Raw genomic sequence first — 11,957 nt, forward strand, 5'->3', positions numbered from 1 at the left:
CCTTGAATTAACCTTTAAAAACTTTTTCTAAAGAAACACCTCTTTGTTTTGCAACAGTATAAGCGCTTCTCATTTGTAATAAAGCATCAAAAGTTGCTTTTACTACGTTGTGAGGATTTGAAGATCCTTGAGATTTAGATAATACATCATGAATTCCTACTGACTCAAGAACTGAACGAACAGCTCCACCAGCAATAACTCCTGTACCATGAGAGGCAGGAATTAAGAATACACGTGCACCACCAAATTTACCTTTTTGTTCGTGAGGAACTGATTGACCGTTTAAAGGAATTTTTACTAAATTTTTCTTAGCATCTTCTACTGCTTTCGCAATTGCTTCAGAAACATCTTTAGATTTCCCTAATCCGTGTCCAACCACTCCATTTTCATCACCTACAACTACAATAGCAGAAAAACCAAAAGCTCTACCACCCTTTGTAACCTTAGTAACACGATTTACACTTACCAAACGATCTTTTAATTCAAGTCCACTTGGTTTTACTAACTCTACATTCTTGTATTTACTATTAGACATACTATATTAGAATTTAAGTCCAGCCGCTCTTGCGCCTTCCGCTAATGATTTAATACGTCCGTGATATAAATAACCTCCTCTATCGAAAGTTACTACGTCTATCCCAGCTTTTAAAGCTTTTTCAGCAACTAGTTTTCCAACTGCTGTAGCAACTTCAATGTTCGTACCGTTACCTATTTCTTTTTCTCTTGAAGAAGCCGCCAACAAAGTAACTCCGTTTACGTCATCAATAAGTTGAGCGTAAATTTCTTTGTTACTTCTAAATACAGATAGTCTTGGATTAGTAGCAGTACCACTAATTGTCTTTCTAATTCTGAATCTAATTCGTTGTCTTCTTTCAGGTTTTGTTAATGACATAATCTTATTTTTTAAGCTGATTTACCTGCTTTTCTTCTTAATACTTCACCTACAAATTTAACACCTTTTCCTTTGTAAGGCTCAGGCTTACGGAAACCTCTGATTTTCGCAGCTACCTGACCTAAAAGTTGTTTGTCAAATGATGTTAATTTAACAATCGGGTTTTTACCTTTTTCAGATATAGTCTCTAAAGTTACTTCAGGAGCAATTTCTAAAACTATATTGTGAGAGTAACCAAGTGCTAAATCTAATTTTTGTCCTTGATTTGAAGCTCTATAACCAACTCCTACCAATTCTAATGACTTAGTGAAACCATCTGTAACACCTATAATCATGTTATTGATTAAAGATCTATACAAACCGTGTTTTGCTCTTTGGTCTTTGTGATCAGAAGATCTATCTACTTGAACTAGATCCCCTTCAACAGTTACAGTTACGTCCGAAAACTCCTGAGTTAGTTGACCATTTTTTCCTTTTACCGTAATAATACCATTTGCAACTGAAACAGTTACTCCTGCTGGTATTGTTACTGGGCTTTTACCTATTCTTGACATCTTATATAGTCTTTAAAATTAGTATACGTAACAAATTACTTCGCCACCAACATTCAATTGTTTAGCTTTCTTTCCAGTCATTAAGCCTTTAGAAGTAGAAACAATAGCAATTCCTAATCCGTTAAGGATTCTAGGAATACTTGAAGAACTTGAATATTTACGTAAACCTGGTTTACTAATTCTTTGGATATCTTTAATTACTGACTCTTTAGTATCTTTATCATACTTCAAAGCGATTTTGATTGAACCCTGAACAGCGTTGTCTTCAAATTTGTAACTCAAGATATAACCTTGATCAAATAAGATCTTAGTTATTTCTTTTTTTAGATTAGACGCAGGAATTTCGACAACTTTGTGGTTTGCAGCCACAGCGTTACGAACTCTTGTCAAATAATCTGCAATAGGATCTGTATACATATGTATTAATTTGCGGTCTTGGTTTTCAACAAACGATTTGCCGAACCTTAAACCAATTTATAAATATTTATGATACAGACAAAACGTAAGTTAAGTCTGTATCAGAACGTAATAAATTACGTATTACCAAGATGCTTTTTTAACACCAGGTATCAATCCGTTATTTGCCATCTCACGAAATGTAACACGTGAAAGACCGAATTGACGCATATATCCTCTTGGTCTACCTGTTAATTTACAACGATTATGCAAACGAACTGGCGAAGCATTTTTTGGTAACTTTTGCAAACCTACGAAATCTCCAGCTTCTAACAAAGCTTTTCTTTTCTCAGCATACTTAGCTACTGTTTTTTCTCTCTTAACCTCGCGGGCTTTCATTGATTCTTTAGCCATGTCTTAATTCTTTTTAAAAGGTAATCCTAATTCTGTCAATAGAGACTTTGCTTCTTTATCTGTTTTTGCAGTAGTTACAAAAGAGATATCCATTCCTGAAATTTTGTTTACTTTATCAATATCAATTTCTGGGAAAATGATTTGCTCCAAAACTCCAAGATTATAATTTCCTCTTCCGTCAAAACCCGTAGCTTTAATACCACTGAAATCTCTTACACGTGGTAAAGCAGAAGTAATAAGTCTATCTAAAAACTCATACATTCTTTCTCCACGCAAAGTAACTTTTGCTCCAATAGGCATCCCTTTTCTCAATTTGAATGACGCAACGTCTTTCTTTGAAATAGTAGATACTGCTTTCTGTCCAGTGATCTTTGTTAACTCATCAACCGCATAGTCAATTAGTTTTTTATCAGATACAGCTGCACCAACTCCTTTACTTAAAACGATTTTTTCCAATTTTGGAACTTGCATTACGTTTACGTATCCGAATTCCTCTTTAAGAGCAGCAATTACTCTGCTCTTATATTCTTCTTTTAGTCTAGGTATATACGCCATTACTACAGTACTTGATTAGATTTTTTTGAAAATCTTACTTTCTTATCTCCTTCTACTCTAATACCAACTCTTGTTGTTTCCTTAGTTTTAGGATCAATTAAAGAAATATTAGATATTTGTATAGAAGCTTCCTTCTTTACGATACCACCTTGAGGGCTTTTCGCACTTGGTTTCGTGTGTTTTGAAACCATGTTTACACCTTCAACAATCGCTTTGTTCTTCTCACGGTAAACACGTAATACTTTACCTTCAGCACCTTTATGGTCTCCAGCAATTACTCTTACAATGTCACCTGATTTTATTTTTAGCTTTATCATCTTAAAACGAATTAAAGCACTTCTGGTGCTAATGATACAATTTTCATGAATTGTTTTTCACGAAGTTCTCTTGCTACCGGACCAAAAACACGAGTTCCTCTCATTTCACCAGCAGCATTCAATAACACACATGCGTTGTCATCAAATCTAATGTATGAACCATCGGCTCTTCTTACTTCTTTTTTGGTACGTACAACAACTGCAGTTGAAACAGCTCCTTTTTTAACGCTTCCGTTAGGAGCAGTATCTTTGATAGAAACTACAATCTTGTCACCAACAGAGGCATACCTTCTTTTGGTACCTCCTAAAACACGGATAGTTAAAACTTCCTTTGCTCCAGTGTTATCTGCTACTTTTAGTCTTGATTCTTGTTGTACCATAATTATTTAGCTCTTTCTAAGATTTCAACTAACCTCCAACATTTTGTTTTACTTAAAGGACGCGTTTCGCTAATCCTTACAGTATCTCCAACGTTACAGTCGTTCATTTCGTCGTGTGCGTGATACTTTTTAGTTTTCAACACGAACTTACCGTATAATGGGTGTTTTACTTTACGCACTTCAGCAACAACAATAGACTTATCCATTTTGTCAGAAGTAACAACACCAACTCTTTCTTTTCTTAAATTTCTTTTTTCTTCCATCTTTCAGCAGACTACAGTTATTGTCTTTTAGTAAGTTCGGTAGCCAATCTTGCAACTGTTCTTCTCACACTTCTAATTTGAAGTGGATTCTCAATTGGTGAAATAGCGTGAGCCATTTTTAGATCAGCATATGTTTTCTTAGTCTGGCTAAGCTTTTCTTGCAACTCCGCTGCAGAAAGATCTTTTATTTCTGATTGTTTCATAATATAATATAAATTATGCTTCGAAATCTCTAGCAACGACGAATTTAGTTTTTACCGGAAGCTTTTGTGCTGCAAGACGTAACGCCTCTTTTGCAACTGACAAAGGTACTCCTCCAACTTCAAACATAATTCTTCCGGGTTTAACAACGGCAGCCCAATACTCAACTGCACCTTTACCTTTACCCATACGTACCTCAAGAGGTTTCTTAGTAATTGGTTTGTCTGGAAATATTTTGATCCATAATTGTCCTTCTCTTTTCATAAAACGAGTTGCAGCAATACGCGCAGCCTCGATTTGACGAGAGGTTAAGAACATTCCATCTTCATGTACAGATTTAATACCAAACATTCCATTAGAAAGTTCATGTCCTCTTTGAGAATTTCCTTTCATTTTACCTTTTTGTACCTTACGGTATTTTGTTCTTTTAGGCTGTAACATTTTTCTTTAGTTTAAAAATTTACTTTCGTTTACGAGCGTCTGGTTTTCCACCTTTGTTAAAAGGTTTTCTATCTCCTCTTGGAGAATCACCACCTTTACCACCAGCACCAGATTGTTTTTTGTCCATTCCGGCAAGTGGAGAAAGATCTCTCTTTCCATAAACTTCACCTTTCATGATCCATACTTTGATTCCCATTCTACCGTAAGTAGTATGAGCTTCAGCCAAAGCATAATCAATATCAGCTCTGAAAGTTGATAGAGGAACTCTACCTTCTTTAAAACCTTCCGAACGAGCCATCTCAGCACCATTCAAACGACCAGAAATCAAAACTTTGATACCCTCTGCGTTCATACGCATAGAAGCAGCAATAGCCATTTTGATTGCACGTCTGTAAGAAATTCTGCTTTCGATTTGACGACAGATGCTTGTAGCAACTAGATACGCGTCAAGCTCAGGTCTTTTGATTTCAAAGATGTTGATTTGAACCTCTTTGTCAGTAATTTTCTTAAGTTCTTCTTTCAACTTGTCTACCTCTTGTCCACCTTTTCCGATAATGATACCAGGTCTAGCAGTAGTGATAGTAACGGTTACAAGTTTCAAAGTTCTCTCGATGATCACTTTTGATACACTAGCTTTTGATAAACGAGCATGGATATACTTTCTGATTTTATAATCTTCGGCAAGCTTATCACCGTAATCATTTCCACCATACCAGTTTGAGTCCCATCCTCTGATGATACCAAGTCTATTTCCAATTGGATTTGTCTTTTGTCCCATCTTGTATTAAATTGCTTGTGTGTTATTAATAGATCCAAGCACGATTGTTACGTGATTAGAACGTTTTCTAATTCTGTGAGCACGACCTTGTGGAGCTGGACGAAGTCTTTTCAACATCATTCCACCATCAACTGTAATCGTTTTAACAAATAACCCAGCTTCTTCCATATTAGCGTCAGGGTTTTTTGCTTGCCAGTTGGCAATTACAGATAAAACCAATTTTTCTAATTTTCTTGAAGCTTCTTTAGAACTGAATCTTAAGATGTTAAGTGCTCTCTCTACCTTCTGACCTCTTACCAAGTCCGCTACTAAGCGCATTTTTCTAGGTGAAGTAGGGCAGTTATTCAATTTTGCGAAAGCTATAGACTTATTAGCCTCTTTTCTCGCATCTGCTGTTTCTCTTTTACGAACTCCCATTGCTTCTTATTTTTTACCTTTATTTTTTGCTCCAGCATGACCTCTAAAAGATCTAGTTGGTGAAAATTCTCCTAATTTGTGACCTACCATGTTTTCTGTTACGTAAACTGGTACAAATTGACGACCGTTATGAACTGCGATAGTTTGTCCAACGAAGTCTGGAGTAATCATAGAAGCTCTAGACCAAGTCTTTACTACTCCTTTATTTCCACCAGCGATGTTTTCTTGAACTTTCTTGTCTAACTTATAATGAACAAAAGGTCCTTTTTTTAATGAACGTGCCATATCTTATTATTTCTTTCTACGTTCTACGATATACTTGTTACTCGGGTTTTTCTTAGAACGAGTTCTATAACCTTTAGCTGGTATTCCATTTCTTGAACGTGGATGTCCACCAGAAGAGCGTCCTTCACCACCACCCATTGGGTGATCGACAGGGTTCATTGCAACAGGTCTTGTTCTAGGTCTTCTTCCTAACCATCTTGTTCTACCTGCTTTACCAGATACAACTAATTGGTGGTCTGAATTAGAAACCGCTCCAATTGTAGCCGAACAAGTCAACAAGATTAATCTTGTTTCCCCAGAAGGCATTTTAATTGTAGCATATTTTCCATCTCTTGCCATCAATTGAGCAAATGTTCCAGCGGAACGAGCGATTACAGCCCCTTGCCCTGGTCTCAATTCGATACAAGAAATTACAGTTCCAAGTGGAACTCTACTTAAAGGTAAAGTATTACCAATTTCAGGTTGAGATTCTGGACCAGAAACTAATTTCTGACCAACTTTCAATCCGTTTTGAGCAATAACATATGTTTTCTCTCCATCAGCATAAGCTAACAAAGCGATAAATGCAGTACGATTTGGATCATATTCGATTGATTTCACTGTAGCCGGAATTCCTTCTTTTGTACGTTTAAAATCAATGATACGATATCTCTGCTTGTGACCACCACCCGTATAACGCATGGTCATCTTTCCTTGACTATTTCTACCACCAGAGTTTTTTATCGGCGCTATCAAAGAGCGTTCCGGCTTATCAGTTGTAATGGCGTCATAACCATTCACAACTCTAAATCGCTGACCTGGGGTAATAGGTTTTAATTTTCTTACTGACATTTTATCTTAGATATTGTTGTAAAAATCAATTGTTTCTCCTTCTTGTACTTGAACAATTGCTTTTTTGATTGCATTCGTCTTTCCACTGATTAAACCACTTTTAGTGTATTTTGTAGTTCTATCCGGTCTTACGTTCATCGTGTTAACACTCAAAATAGTTACTCCATAAGCAGCTTCAACAGCTTTCTTAATTTGCACTTTGTTTGCTTTTTTGTCAACAACGAATCCGAAGCGGTTTAAAACTTCACTTTCTTTGGTTACTTTTTCCGTTACTATAGGCTTAATTATGATGCTCATATCCTATTATTTACTTAAATTTTCTTCAATTATCTCCAAAGAACTCTCTAAAAGCACTAAATTATTAGCGTTTAATATAGCGTAAGTACTTAATTCTAAACTACTTACTACGCTAGAGCCCTTTAAATTGCGTGACGACAAATATACATTTTTATTCGTATCACCCAATACAAACAGGGATTTTTTATTTTCTAACTCTAAAGCTTTCAAAACGTTAATGAAATTTTTAGTGTTTGGCGTTTCAAATTCAAAGTCTGCAAGAACGATAATATTCGACTCTTTTGCTTTAATTGAGAAAGCAGATTTTCTAGCCAAACGTTTCAAGCTTTTATTCAATTTGAATGAATAACTTCTTGGTCTTGGCCCAAAAACTGTTCCACCACCTTTAAACAATGGATTTTTTGCACTACCCGCACGAGCAGTACCAGTTCCCTTTTGTTTTTTAATCTTACGAGTACTTCCCGCAACTTCAGCTCTTTCTTTAGCTTTGTGCGTTCCTTGTCTTTGATTAGCAAGATATTGCTTAACATCAAGATATACTGCATGATTGTTTGGTTCTATACCAAATACTGAATCAGAAAGTTGAACTTTTCTTCCAGTATCTTTTCCGTTGAAATCTAATACTTTTGCTTCCATTACTTCTGAATGATTACATAAGAGTTGTTATGACCAGGAACACATCCTTTAATAACAAGCAGGTTCTTTTCAGCCACTACTTTTAAAACTCTAAGGTTTTGAACTTTTACATTGTCTCCTCCCATACGTCCAGCCATACGCATTCCTTTGAATACTCTAGATGGATAAGAAGAAGCTCCTACAGAACCTGGCGCTCTTAAACGGTTGTGTTGACCGTGAGTTGCTTGACCAACACCACCAAAACCGTGACGTTTTACAACCCCTTGAAAACCTTTACCTTTAGATACACCTTGTACATCTACAAATTCTCCTTCAGAAAAAATAGAAACATCAATAAGATCTCCTAATTTTTGCTCTGTTGCGAAATCTTGGAATTCAACGACTTTTTTCTTAGCTACAGTTCCCGCTTTTTTAAAGTGACCTAAAGCCGCTTTTGTGGAATGTTTCTCGTTTTTGTCATCGAAACCAAGTTGCAACGCTTCATACCCGTCAACACCTTTGGTTCTGACTTGGGTAACAACACATGGTCCAGCTTCGATTACTGTACAAGGAATATTCTTCCCGTTCTCGTCGAAAATGCTAGTCATGCCGATTTTTCTACCAATTAACCCAGACATAAATATTAATTATTAATTATTAAATATAAATATAGAACGCAGCTTTTAACCGAATCCTATTTTTTTAAGTGGGTGCAAATGTATAACTTATTTACACACAAACCAAAAAAAATATTTTTCGCTTAAAAACAGCGTTCTTTTCTTACTAGTAAGCTATTTAAACTTTGATCTCTACTTCAACACCGCTAGGCAATTCAAGTTTCATCAAAGCATCAATAGTTTTTGATGAAGATGAATAAATGTCAATTAATCTCTTGTATGACATTACTTCAAATTGCTCTCTCGCTTTTTTGTTAACGTGTGGAGAACGTAGTACTGTAAAAAGTTTTTTGTGTGTTGGTAATGGAATTGGTCCTGTAACAACTGCACCGGTACTTTTTACCGTTTTTACAATCTTCTCAGCAGACTTGTCTACCAACATGTGATCGTAAGATTTTAATTTTATTCTGATTTTTTGACTCATTTTCTTAAAGATTATGCGTTTCCTTTTGCTTTTTTGATAACTGCTTCTGAAATATTAGAAGGCGTTTCAGAGTAGTGTGAAAATTCCATAGTAGATGTTGCTCTACCTGAAGAAAGTGTTCTTAACGTAGTAACGTATCCAAACATCTCAGATAATGGCACATCTGCTTTGATGGTTTTAGCACCAGCTCTATCACCCATATCATTCACCTGACCTCTACGACGGTTGATATCACCTACGATATCTCCCATGTTTTCTTCTGGTGTAATCACTTCCATTTTCATGATTGGCTCTAATATAACAGCACCAGCTGCTTTAGCTACCTCTCTATACCCCATTCTTGCTGCAAGCTCGAAAGAAAGTGCATCAGAATCCACCGGGTGGAAAGATCCGTCTAATAAAGTTACTTTCAAACTATCTACTTGGTATCCTGCTAAAGGACCCGTCTTCATAGCTTCTCTGAAACCTTTTTCAACTGATGGAATATATTCTTTAGGAACGTTACCACCTTTTACTGCATTTACAAACTGCAATCCAACTGGAGCTTTACCGTCAACTTCATCCGCTGGCTCAAGAATAAATACGATATCACCGAATTTACCACGACCCCCAGATTGTTTCTTGTATGTTTCTCTATGTTGTGCTTTCTTAGTAAAAGCTTCTTTGTACTCCACTTGAGGCTCACCTTGATTTACTTCAACTTTGAATTCACGTCTCATTCTATCCACTAAGATATCCAAGTGAAGCTCACCCATACCTGAAATAATAGTTTGACCCGAAGCCTCATCTGTTCTAACTGTAAAAGTAGGATCTTCTTCAGCTAATTTAGCCAAAGCCATACCCATTTTATCTACGTCAGCCTTAGTTTTAGGCTCAATTGCAATACCAATTACTGGCGCAGGGAATTTCATACTTTCTAAGATAATTGGGTTCTTTTCATCACACAATGTATCTCCAGTTTTGATATCTTTAAATCCAACTGCCGCTCCAATATCACCTGCTTCGATATACTCGATTGGGTTTTGTTTGTTAGCATGCATTTGGTAGATACGAGAAATTCTTTCTTTGTTTCCTGAACGAGTGTTCAAAACATAAGAACCTGCATCTAAACGTCCTGAATAAGCACGGAAGAAAGCTAAACGACCTACGAATGGGTCAGTAGCAATTTTAAAAGCTAAAGCAGCGAATGGCTCTTTAACATCTGGCTTACGCAAAATTTTGGTTTGATCTTCTTCTAATAAATCAGCATCATCAGGATGAATTCCTTCGATACCATCTTTATCCATTGGAGAAGGCAAGTATTTACATACTGCATCTAACATGAATTGAACTCCTTTATTTTTGAAAGAAGAACCAGCAATCATAGGAATGATAGCCATATCCATTACAGCTGCTCTTAATGCAATGTTGATTTCCTCTTCTGTAATAGAATCCGGATCTTCCATATACTTATCAAGCAAGTTTTCATCATAATCAGCAACTGCTTCAATAAGAATATCTCTATACTCTTTTACTTCATCAACCATATCAGCAGGAATATCAACAACTTCATAAGTTGCCCCCATTCCAGCATCATCCCAAACAATAGCTTGATTTTTAACTAAATCAACAACACCTTTAAAATCATTTTCCTCACCAATTGGCAAAGTGATTGCAACTGCATTTGATTTCAACATATCTCTTACTTGCTGACAAACCATCAAAAAGTTAGATCCTTGTCTATCCATTTTATTAACAAATCCAATACGTGGAACTCTGTATTGATCTGCTAATCTCCAGTTAGTTTCTGACTGAGGCTCAACACCATCAACAGCACTAAATAAGAAAACCAAACCATCAAGAACACGTAAAGAACGGTTTACTTCAACTGTAAAGTCAACGTGTCCCGGAGTATCGATAATATTGAAGTGATAAGGCAATGTTTCAGGCAAAACTTTACCTTGTGTAGTTGGAAAATTCCATTCACAAGTTGTAGCTGCAGAAGTAATTGTAATCCCTCTTTCTTGCTCTTGTGCCATCCAGTCCATTGTTGCAGCACCATCGTGTACTTCACCAATTTTATGTGATTTTCCTGTATAGAACAATATACGCTCCGTTGTTGTTGTTTTACCAGCATCAATGTGAGCAGCAATTCCTATGTTTCTTGTATATTTTAAATCTCTAGCCATTTCTTATGAATTAAAATCTAAAGTGAGAGAAAGCTTTATTAGCTTCTGCCATTTTGTGAGTATCCATTCTTTTCTTAACAGCAGCACCTTCTTCTTTAGCCGCAGCTAAACATTCTGAAGCTAACCTTTGAGCCATAGATTTTTCGTTTCTTCTTCTTGAATAAAGAATCAACCATTTCATCGCCATAGAAATTTTTCTATCTGGACGAATTTGCATTGGAATTTGAAATGTAGCTCCACCTACTCTACGACTACGTACTTCTACGTGAGGCATAACATTGGTTAATGCATCTTTCCAAATTTCCAATGATGGTTTCTCTGCATCTTGTTTTTTAGACTCAATGATGTCAATTGCATCATAAAATACTTTAAACGCTGTCGATTTTTTTCCATCCCACATTAAGTTGTTCACAAAACGTGTTACCAGTTGGTCATTAAACCTTGGATCTGGTAAAAGTGGTCTTTTCTTTGCCGCTCTTTTTCTCATGTCTTTTTTTTAATAAAATGTCATACCTACACAGCTGTAACGAATCACATCTCTACAAGAAATAACTTTTTAAATTACTTTTTTGCTTCTTTTGGGCGTTTAGCTCCATACTTAGATCTTCTTTGCGTTCTTCCTGCTACTCCTGACGTATCAAGCGCACCACGAACGATGTGATATCTAACTCCTGGTAAATCTTTTACCCTTCCACCCCTAACTAATACTATCGAGTGCTCTTGTAAATTGTGTCCTTCACCAGGGATGTAAGCATTCACTTCATTACCATTTGTCAAACGTACACGCGCTACTTTACGCATTGCAGAGTTTGGTTTTTTTGGTGTTGTAGTGTAAACACGCGTACAAACCCCTCTTCTTTGAGGACAAGAATCTAAAGCAACCGATTTACTCTTCTTAGTTATCTGAGTTCTTCCTGTTCTTACTAATTGTTGAATTGTTGGCATAATTAATACTAAAAATTTCTTATTATATTAAATTCCCGCTTTTTACGGGGTTGCAAATGTAGAAAATATTTTTTACTCTACAAACGTTAATCTATTAATTTTCAATA

22 protein-coding genes are annotated in these 11,957 nt (G+C 36.1%); all 22 read right to left on the minus strand.

Annotated features, from left to right (window positions below; genetic code table 11):
• Positions 1-7: 7 nt before the first annotated feature.
• The 22 genes from rpsE to rpsL all read right to left on the minus strand — a co-directional run bounded on the left by rpsE (position 8) and on the right by rpsL (position 11,850).
• Complete coding sequence (gene rpsE, locus BC952_RS14020; RefSeq protein WP_035668102.1) at positions 8-535, minus strand: 30S ribosomal protein S5; 528 nt, start codon at positions 533-535, stop codon at positions 8-10.
• Positions 536-541: 6 nt separating this feature from the next.
• On the minus strand, positions 542-892 hold the full coding sequence (rplR, locus tag BC952_RS14025; RefSeq protein WP_039110219.1) for a 50S ribosomal protein L18: 351 nt from the start codon (positions 890-892) through the stop codon (positions 542-544).
• Between the two features lie 11 nt (positions 893-903).
• The gene (rplF, locus tag BC952_RS14030) at positions 904-1,446 is read right to left on the minus strand and encodes a 50S ribosomal protein L6 (protein ID WP_091173708.1); all 543 of its coding nucleotides are present in this window, start codon (positions 1,444-1,446) and stop codon (positions 904-906) included.
• A gap of 18 nt (positions 1,447-1,464) precedes the next feature.
• Complete coding sequence (gene rpsH / locus BC952_RS14035) at positions 1,465-1,863, minus strand: 30S ribosomal protein S8 (RefSeq protein ID WP_026707006.1); 399 nt, start codon at positions 1,861-1,863, stop codon at positions 1,465-1,467.
• A 123-nt stretch (positions 1,864-1,986) separates the two neighbouring features.
• Positions 1,987-2,256: a 30S ribosomal protein S14 gene (gene rpsN, locus BC952_RS14040; RefSeq protein ID WP_007136553.1), complete on the minus strand. Its 270-nt coding sequence runs from the start codon at positions 2,254-2,256 to the stop codon at positions 1,987-1,989.
• 3 nt (positions 2,257-2,259) lie between these two features.
• The gene (rplE, locus tag BC952_RS14045; RefSeq protein ID WP_121366229.1) at positions 2,260-2,811 is read right to left on the minus strand and encodes a 50S ribosomal protein L5; all 552 of its coding nucleotides are present in this window, start codon (positions 2,809-2,811) and stop codon (positions 2,260-2,262) included.
• Between the two features lie 2 nt (positions 2,812-2,813).
• Positions 2,814-3,128, minus strand: coding sequence for a 50S ribosomal protein L24 (rplX, locus tag BC952_RS14050; protein ID WP_035668111.1), 315 nt, complete (start codon positions 3,126-3,128; stop codon positions 2,814-2,816).
• A gap of 11 nt (positions 3,129-3,139) precedes the next feature.
• Positions 3,140-3,508, minus strand: coding sequence for a 50S ribosomal protein L14 (gene rplN, locus BC952_RS14055; protein WP_026717863.1), 369 nt, complete (start codon positions 3,506-3,508; stop codon positions 3,140-3,142).
• A gap of 2 nt (positions 3,509-3,510) precedes the next feature.
• On the minus strand, positions 3,511-3,771 hold the full coding sequence (rpsQ, locus tag BC952_RS14060; RefSeq protein ID WP_091173701.1) for a 30S ribosomal protein S17: 261 nt from the start codon (positions 3,769-3,771) through the stop codon (positions 3,511-3,513).
• Positions 3,772-3,788: 17 nt separating this feature from the next.
• A complete protein-coding gene (gene rpmC / locus BC952_RS14065) occupies positions 3,789-3,974 on the minus strand; it encodes a 50S ribosomal protein L29 (RefSeq protein WP_091203666.1) in 186 nt (61 codons plus the stop codon).
• Positions 3,975-3,987: 13 nt separating this feature from the next.
• Entirely contained in the window at positions 3,988-4,413 is a 426-nt protein-coding gene (gene rplP / locus BC952_RS14070; RefSeq protein WP_007803637.1) for a 50S ribosomal protein L16, read from the minus strand.
• Between the two features lie 19 nt (positions 4,414-4,432).
• On the minus strand, positions 4,433-5,191 hold the full coding sequence (gene rpsC / locus BC952_RS14075; protein ID WP_091173694.1) for a 30S ribosomal protein S3: 759 nt from the start codon (positions 5,189-5,191) through the stop codon (positions 4,433-4,435).
• Positions 5,192-5,197: 6 nt separating this feature from the next.
• Positions 5,198-5,608 (minus strand): 50S ribosomal protein L22, encoded by a 411-nt coding sequence (gene rplV / locus BC952_RS14080; protein ID WP_007136561.1) that lies wholly within the window; start codon positions 5,606-5,608, stop codon positions 5,198-5,200.
• 6 nt (positions 5,609-5,614) lie between these two features.
• Complete coding sequence (rpsS, locus tag BC952_RS14085; protein WP_007136562.1) at positions 5,615-5,893, minus strand: 30S ribosomal protein S19; 279 nt, start codon at positions 5,891-5,893, stop codon at positions 5,615-5,617.
• A 6-nt stretch (positions 5,894-5,899) separates the two neighbouring features.
• On the minus strand, positions 5,900-6,724 hold the full coding sequence (gene rplB, locus BC952_RS14090) for a 50S ribosomal protein L2 (protein WP_035668122.1): 825 nt from the start codon (positions 6,722-6,724) through the stop codon (positions 5,900-5,902).
• A gap of 6 nt (positions 6,725-6,730) precedes the next feature.
• Positions 6,731-7,021 (minus strand): 50S ribosomal protein L23, encoded by a 291-nt coding sequence (gene rplW, locus BC952_RS14095; RefSeq protein ID WP_035668124.1) that lies wholly within the window; start codon positions 7,019-7,021, stop codon positions 6,731-6,733.
• A 6-nt stretch (positions 7,022-7,027) separates the two neighbouring features.
• Positions 7,028-7,657, minus strand: coding sequence for a 50S ribosomal protein L4 (gene rplD / locus BC952_RS14100; RefSeq protein ID WP_113666973.1), 630 nt, complete (start codon positions 7,655-7,657; stop codon positions 7,028-7,030).
• Positions 7,657-8,274: a 50S ribosomal protein L3 gene (rplC, locus tag BC952_RS14105; protein WP_035619642.1), complete on the minus strand. Its 618-nt coding sequence runs from the start codon at positions 8,272-8,274 to the stop codon at positions 7,657-7,659. Before rplC ends, rplD begins: the two co-directional genes overlap by 1 nt.
• A 157-nt stretch (positions 8,275-8,431) precedes the next feature.
• Positions 8,432-8,737: a 30S ribosomal protein S10 gene (gene rpsJ / locus BC952_RS14110; protein WP_011963470.1), complete on the minus strand. Its 306-nt coding sequence runs from the start codon at positions 8,735-8,737 to the stop codon at positions 8,432-8,434.
• 11 nt (positions 8,738-8,748) lie between these two features.
• On the minus strand, positions 8,749-10,905 hold the full coding sequence (fusA, locus tag BC952_RS14115) for an elongation factor G (RefSeq protein ID WP_113636705.1): 2,157 nt from the start codon (positions 10,903-10,905) through the stop codon (positions 8,749-8,751).
• Positions 10,906-10,915: 10 nt separating this feature from the next.
• Positions 10,916-11,392, minus strand: coding sequence for a 30S ribosomal protein S7 (rpsG, locus tag BC952_RS14120; protein ID WP_035668130.1), 477 nt, complete (start codon positions 11,390-11,392; stop codon positions 10,916-10,918).
• A 74-nt stretch (positions 11,393-11,466) separates the two neighbouring features.
• Positions 11,467-11,850 (minus strand): 30S ribosomal protein S12, encoded by a 384-nt coding sequence (gene rpsL / locus BC952_RS14125; RefSeq protein ID WP_007136570.1) that lies wholly within the window; start codon positions 11,848-11,850, stop codon positions 11,467-11,469.
• Positions 11,851-11,957: the final 107 nt, after the last annotated feature.

This window comes from Flavobacterium limicola (assembly GCF_003634755.1).
Taxonomy (GTDB): Bacteria; Bacteroidota; Bacteroidia; order Flavobacteriales; family Flavobacteriaceae; genus Flavobacterium; species Flavobacterium limicola.

What these genes read in the sequence shown, in the direction of transcription:
- rpsE (WP_035668102.1), bottom strand. Translation starts at nt 535, where the DNA reads ATGTCTAATAGTAAATACAAGAATGTAGAGTTAGTAAAACCAAGTGGA.
- rplR (WP_039110219.1), bottom strand. Translation starts at nt 892, where the DNA reads ATGTCATTAACAAAACCTGAAAGAAGACAACGAATTAGATTCAGAATT.
- rplF (WP_091173708.1), bottom strand. Translation starts at nt 1,446, where the DNA reads ATGTCAAGAATAGGTAAAAGCCCAGTAACAATACCAGCAGGAGTAACT.
- rpsH (WP_026707006.1), bottom strand. Translation starts at nt 1,863, where the DNA reads ATGTATACAGATCCTATTGCAGATTATTTGACAAGAGTTCGTAACGCT.
- rpsN (WP_007136553.1), bottom strand. Translation starts at nt 2,256, where the DNA reads ATGGCTAAAGAATCAATGAAAGCCCGCGAGGTTAAGAGAGAAAAAACA.
- rplE (WP_121366229.1), bottom strand. Translation starts at nt 2,811, where the DNA reads ATGGCGTATATACCTAGACTAAAAGAAGAATATAAGAGCAGAGTAATT.
- rplX (WP_035668111.1), bottom strand. Translation starts at nt 3,128, where the DNA reads ATGATAAAGCTAAAAATAAAATCAGGTGACATTGTAAGAGTAATTGCT.
- rplN (WP_026717863.1), bottom strand. Translation starts at nt 3,508, where the DNA reads ATGGTACAACAAGAATCAAGACTAAAAGTAGCAGATAACACTGGAGCA.
- rpsQ (WP_091173701.1), bottom strand. Translation starts at nt 3,771, where the DNA reads ATGGAAGAAAAAAGAAATTTAAGAAAAGAAAGAGTTGGTGTTGTTACT.
- rpmC (WP_091203666.1), bottom strand. Translation starts at nt 3,974, where the DNA reads ATGAAACAATCAGAAATAAAAGATCTTTCTGCAGCGGAGTTGCAAGAA.
- rplP (WP_007803637.1), bottom strand. Translation starts at nt 4,413, where the DNA reads ATGTTACAGCCTAAAAGAACAAAATACCGTAAGGTACAAAAAGGTAAA.
- rpsC (WP_091173694.1), bottom strand. Translation starts at nt 5,191, where the DNA reads ATGGGACAAAAGACAAATCCAATTGGAAATAGACTTGGTATCATCAGA.
- rplV (WP_007136561.1), bottom strand. Translation starts at nt 5,608, where the DNA reads ATGGGAGTTCGTAAAAGAGAAACAGCAGATGCGAGAAAAGAGGCTAAT.
- rpsS (WP_007136562.1), bottom strand. Translation starts at nt 5,893, where the DNA reads ATGGCACGTTCATTAAAAAAAGGACCTTTTGTTCATTATAAGTTAGAC.
- rplB (WP_035668122.1), bottom strand. Translation starts at nt 6,724, where the DNA reads ATGTCAGTAAGAAAATTAAAACCTATTACCCCAGGTCAGCGATTTAGA.
- rplW (WP_035668124.1), bottom strand. Translation starts at nt 7,021, where the DNA reads ATGAGCATCATAATTAAGCCTATAGTAACGGAAAAAGTAACCAAAGAA.
- rplD (WP_113666973.1), bottom strand. Translation starts at nt 7,657, where the DNA reads ATGGAAGCAAAAGTATTAGATTTCAACGGAAAAGATACTGGAAGAAAA.
- rplC (WP_035619642.1), bottom strand. Translation starts at nt 8,274, where the DNA reads ATGTCTGGGTTAATTGGTAGAAAAATCGGCATGACTAGCATTTTCGAC.
- rpsJ (WP_011963470.1), bottom strand. Translation starts at nt 8,737, where the DNA reads ATGAGTCAAAAAATCAGAATAAAATTAAAATCTTACGATCACATGTTG.
- fusA (WP_113636705.1), bottom strand. Translation starts at nt 10,905, where the DNA reads ATGGCTAGAGATTTAAAATATACAAGAAACATAGGAATTGCTGCTCAC.
- rpsG (WP_035668130.1), bottom strand. Translation starts at nt 11,392, where the DNA reads ATGAGAAAAAGAGCGGCAAAGAAAAGACCACTTTTACCAGATCCAAGG.
- rpsL (WP_007136570.1), bottom strand. Translation starts at nt 11,850, where the DNA reads ATGCCAACAATTCAACAATTAGTAAGAACAGGAAGAACTCAGATAACT.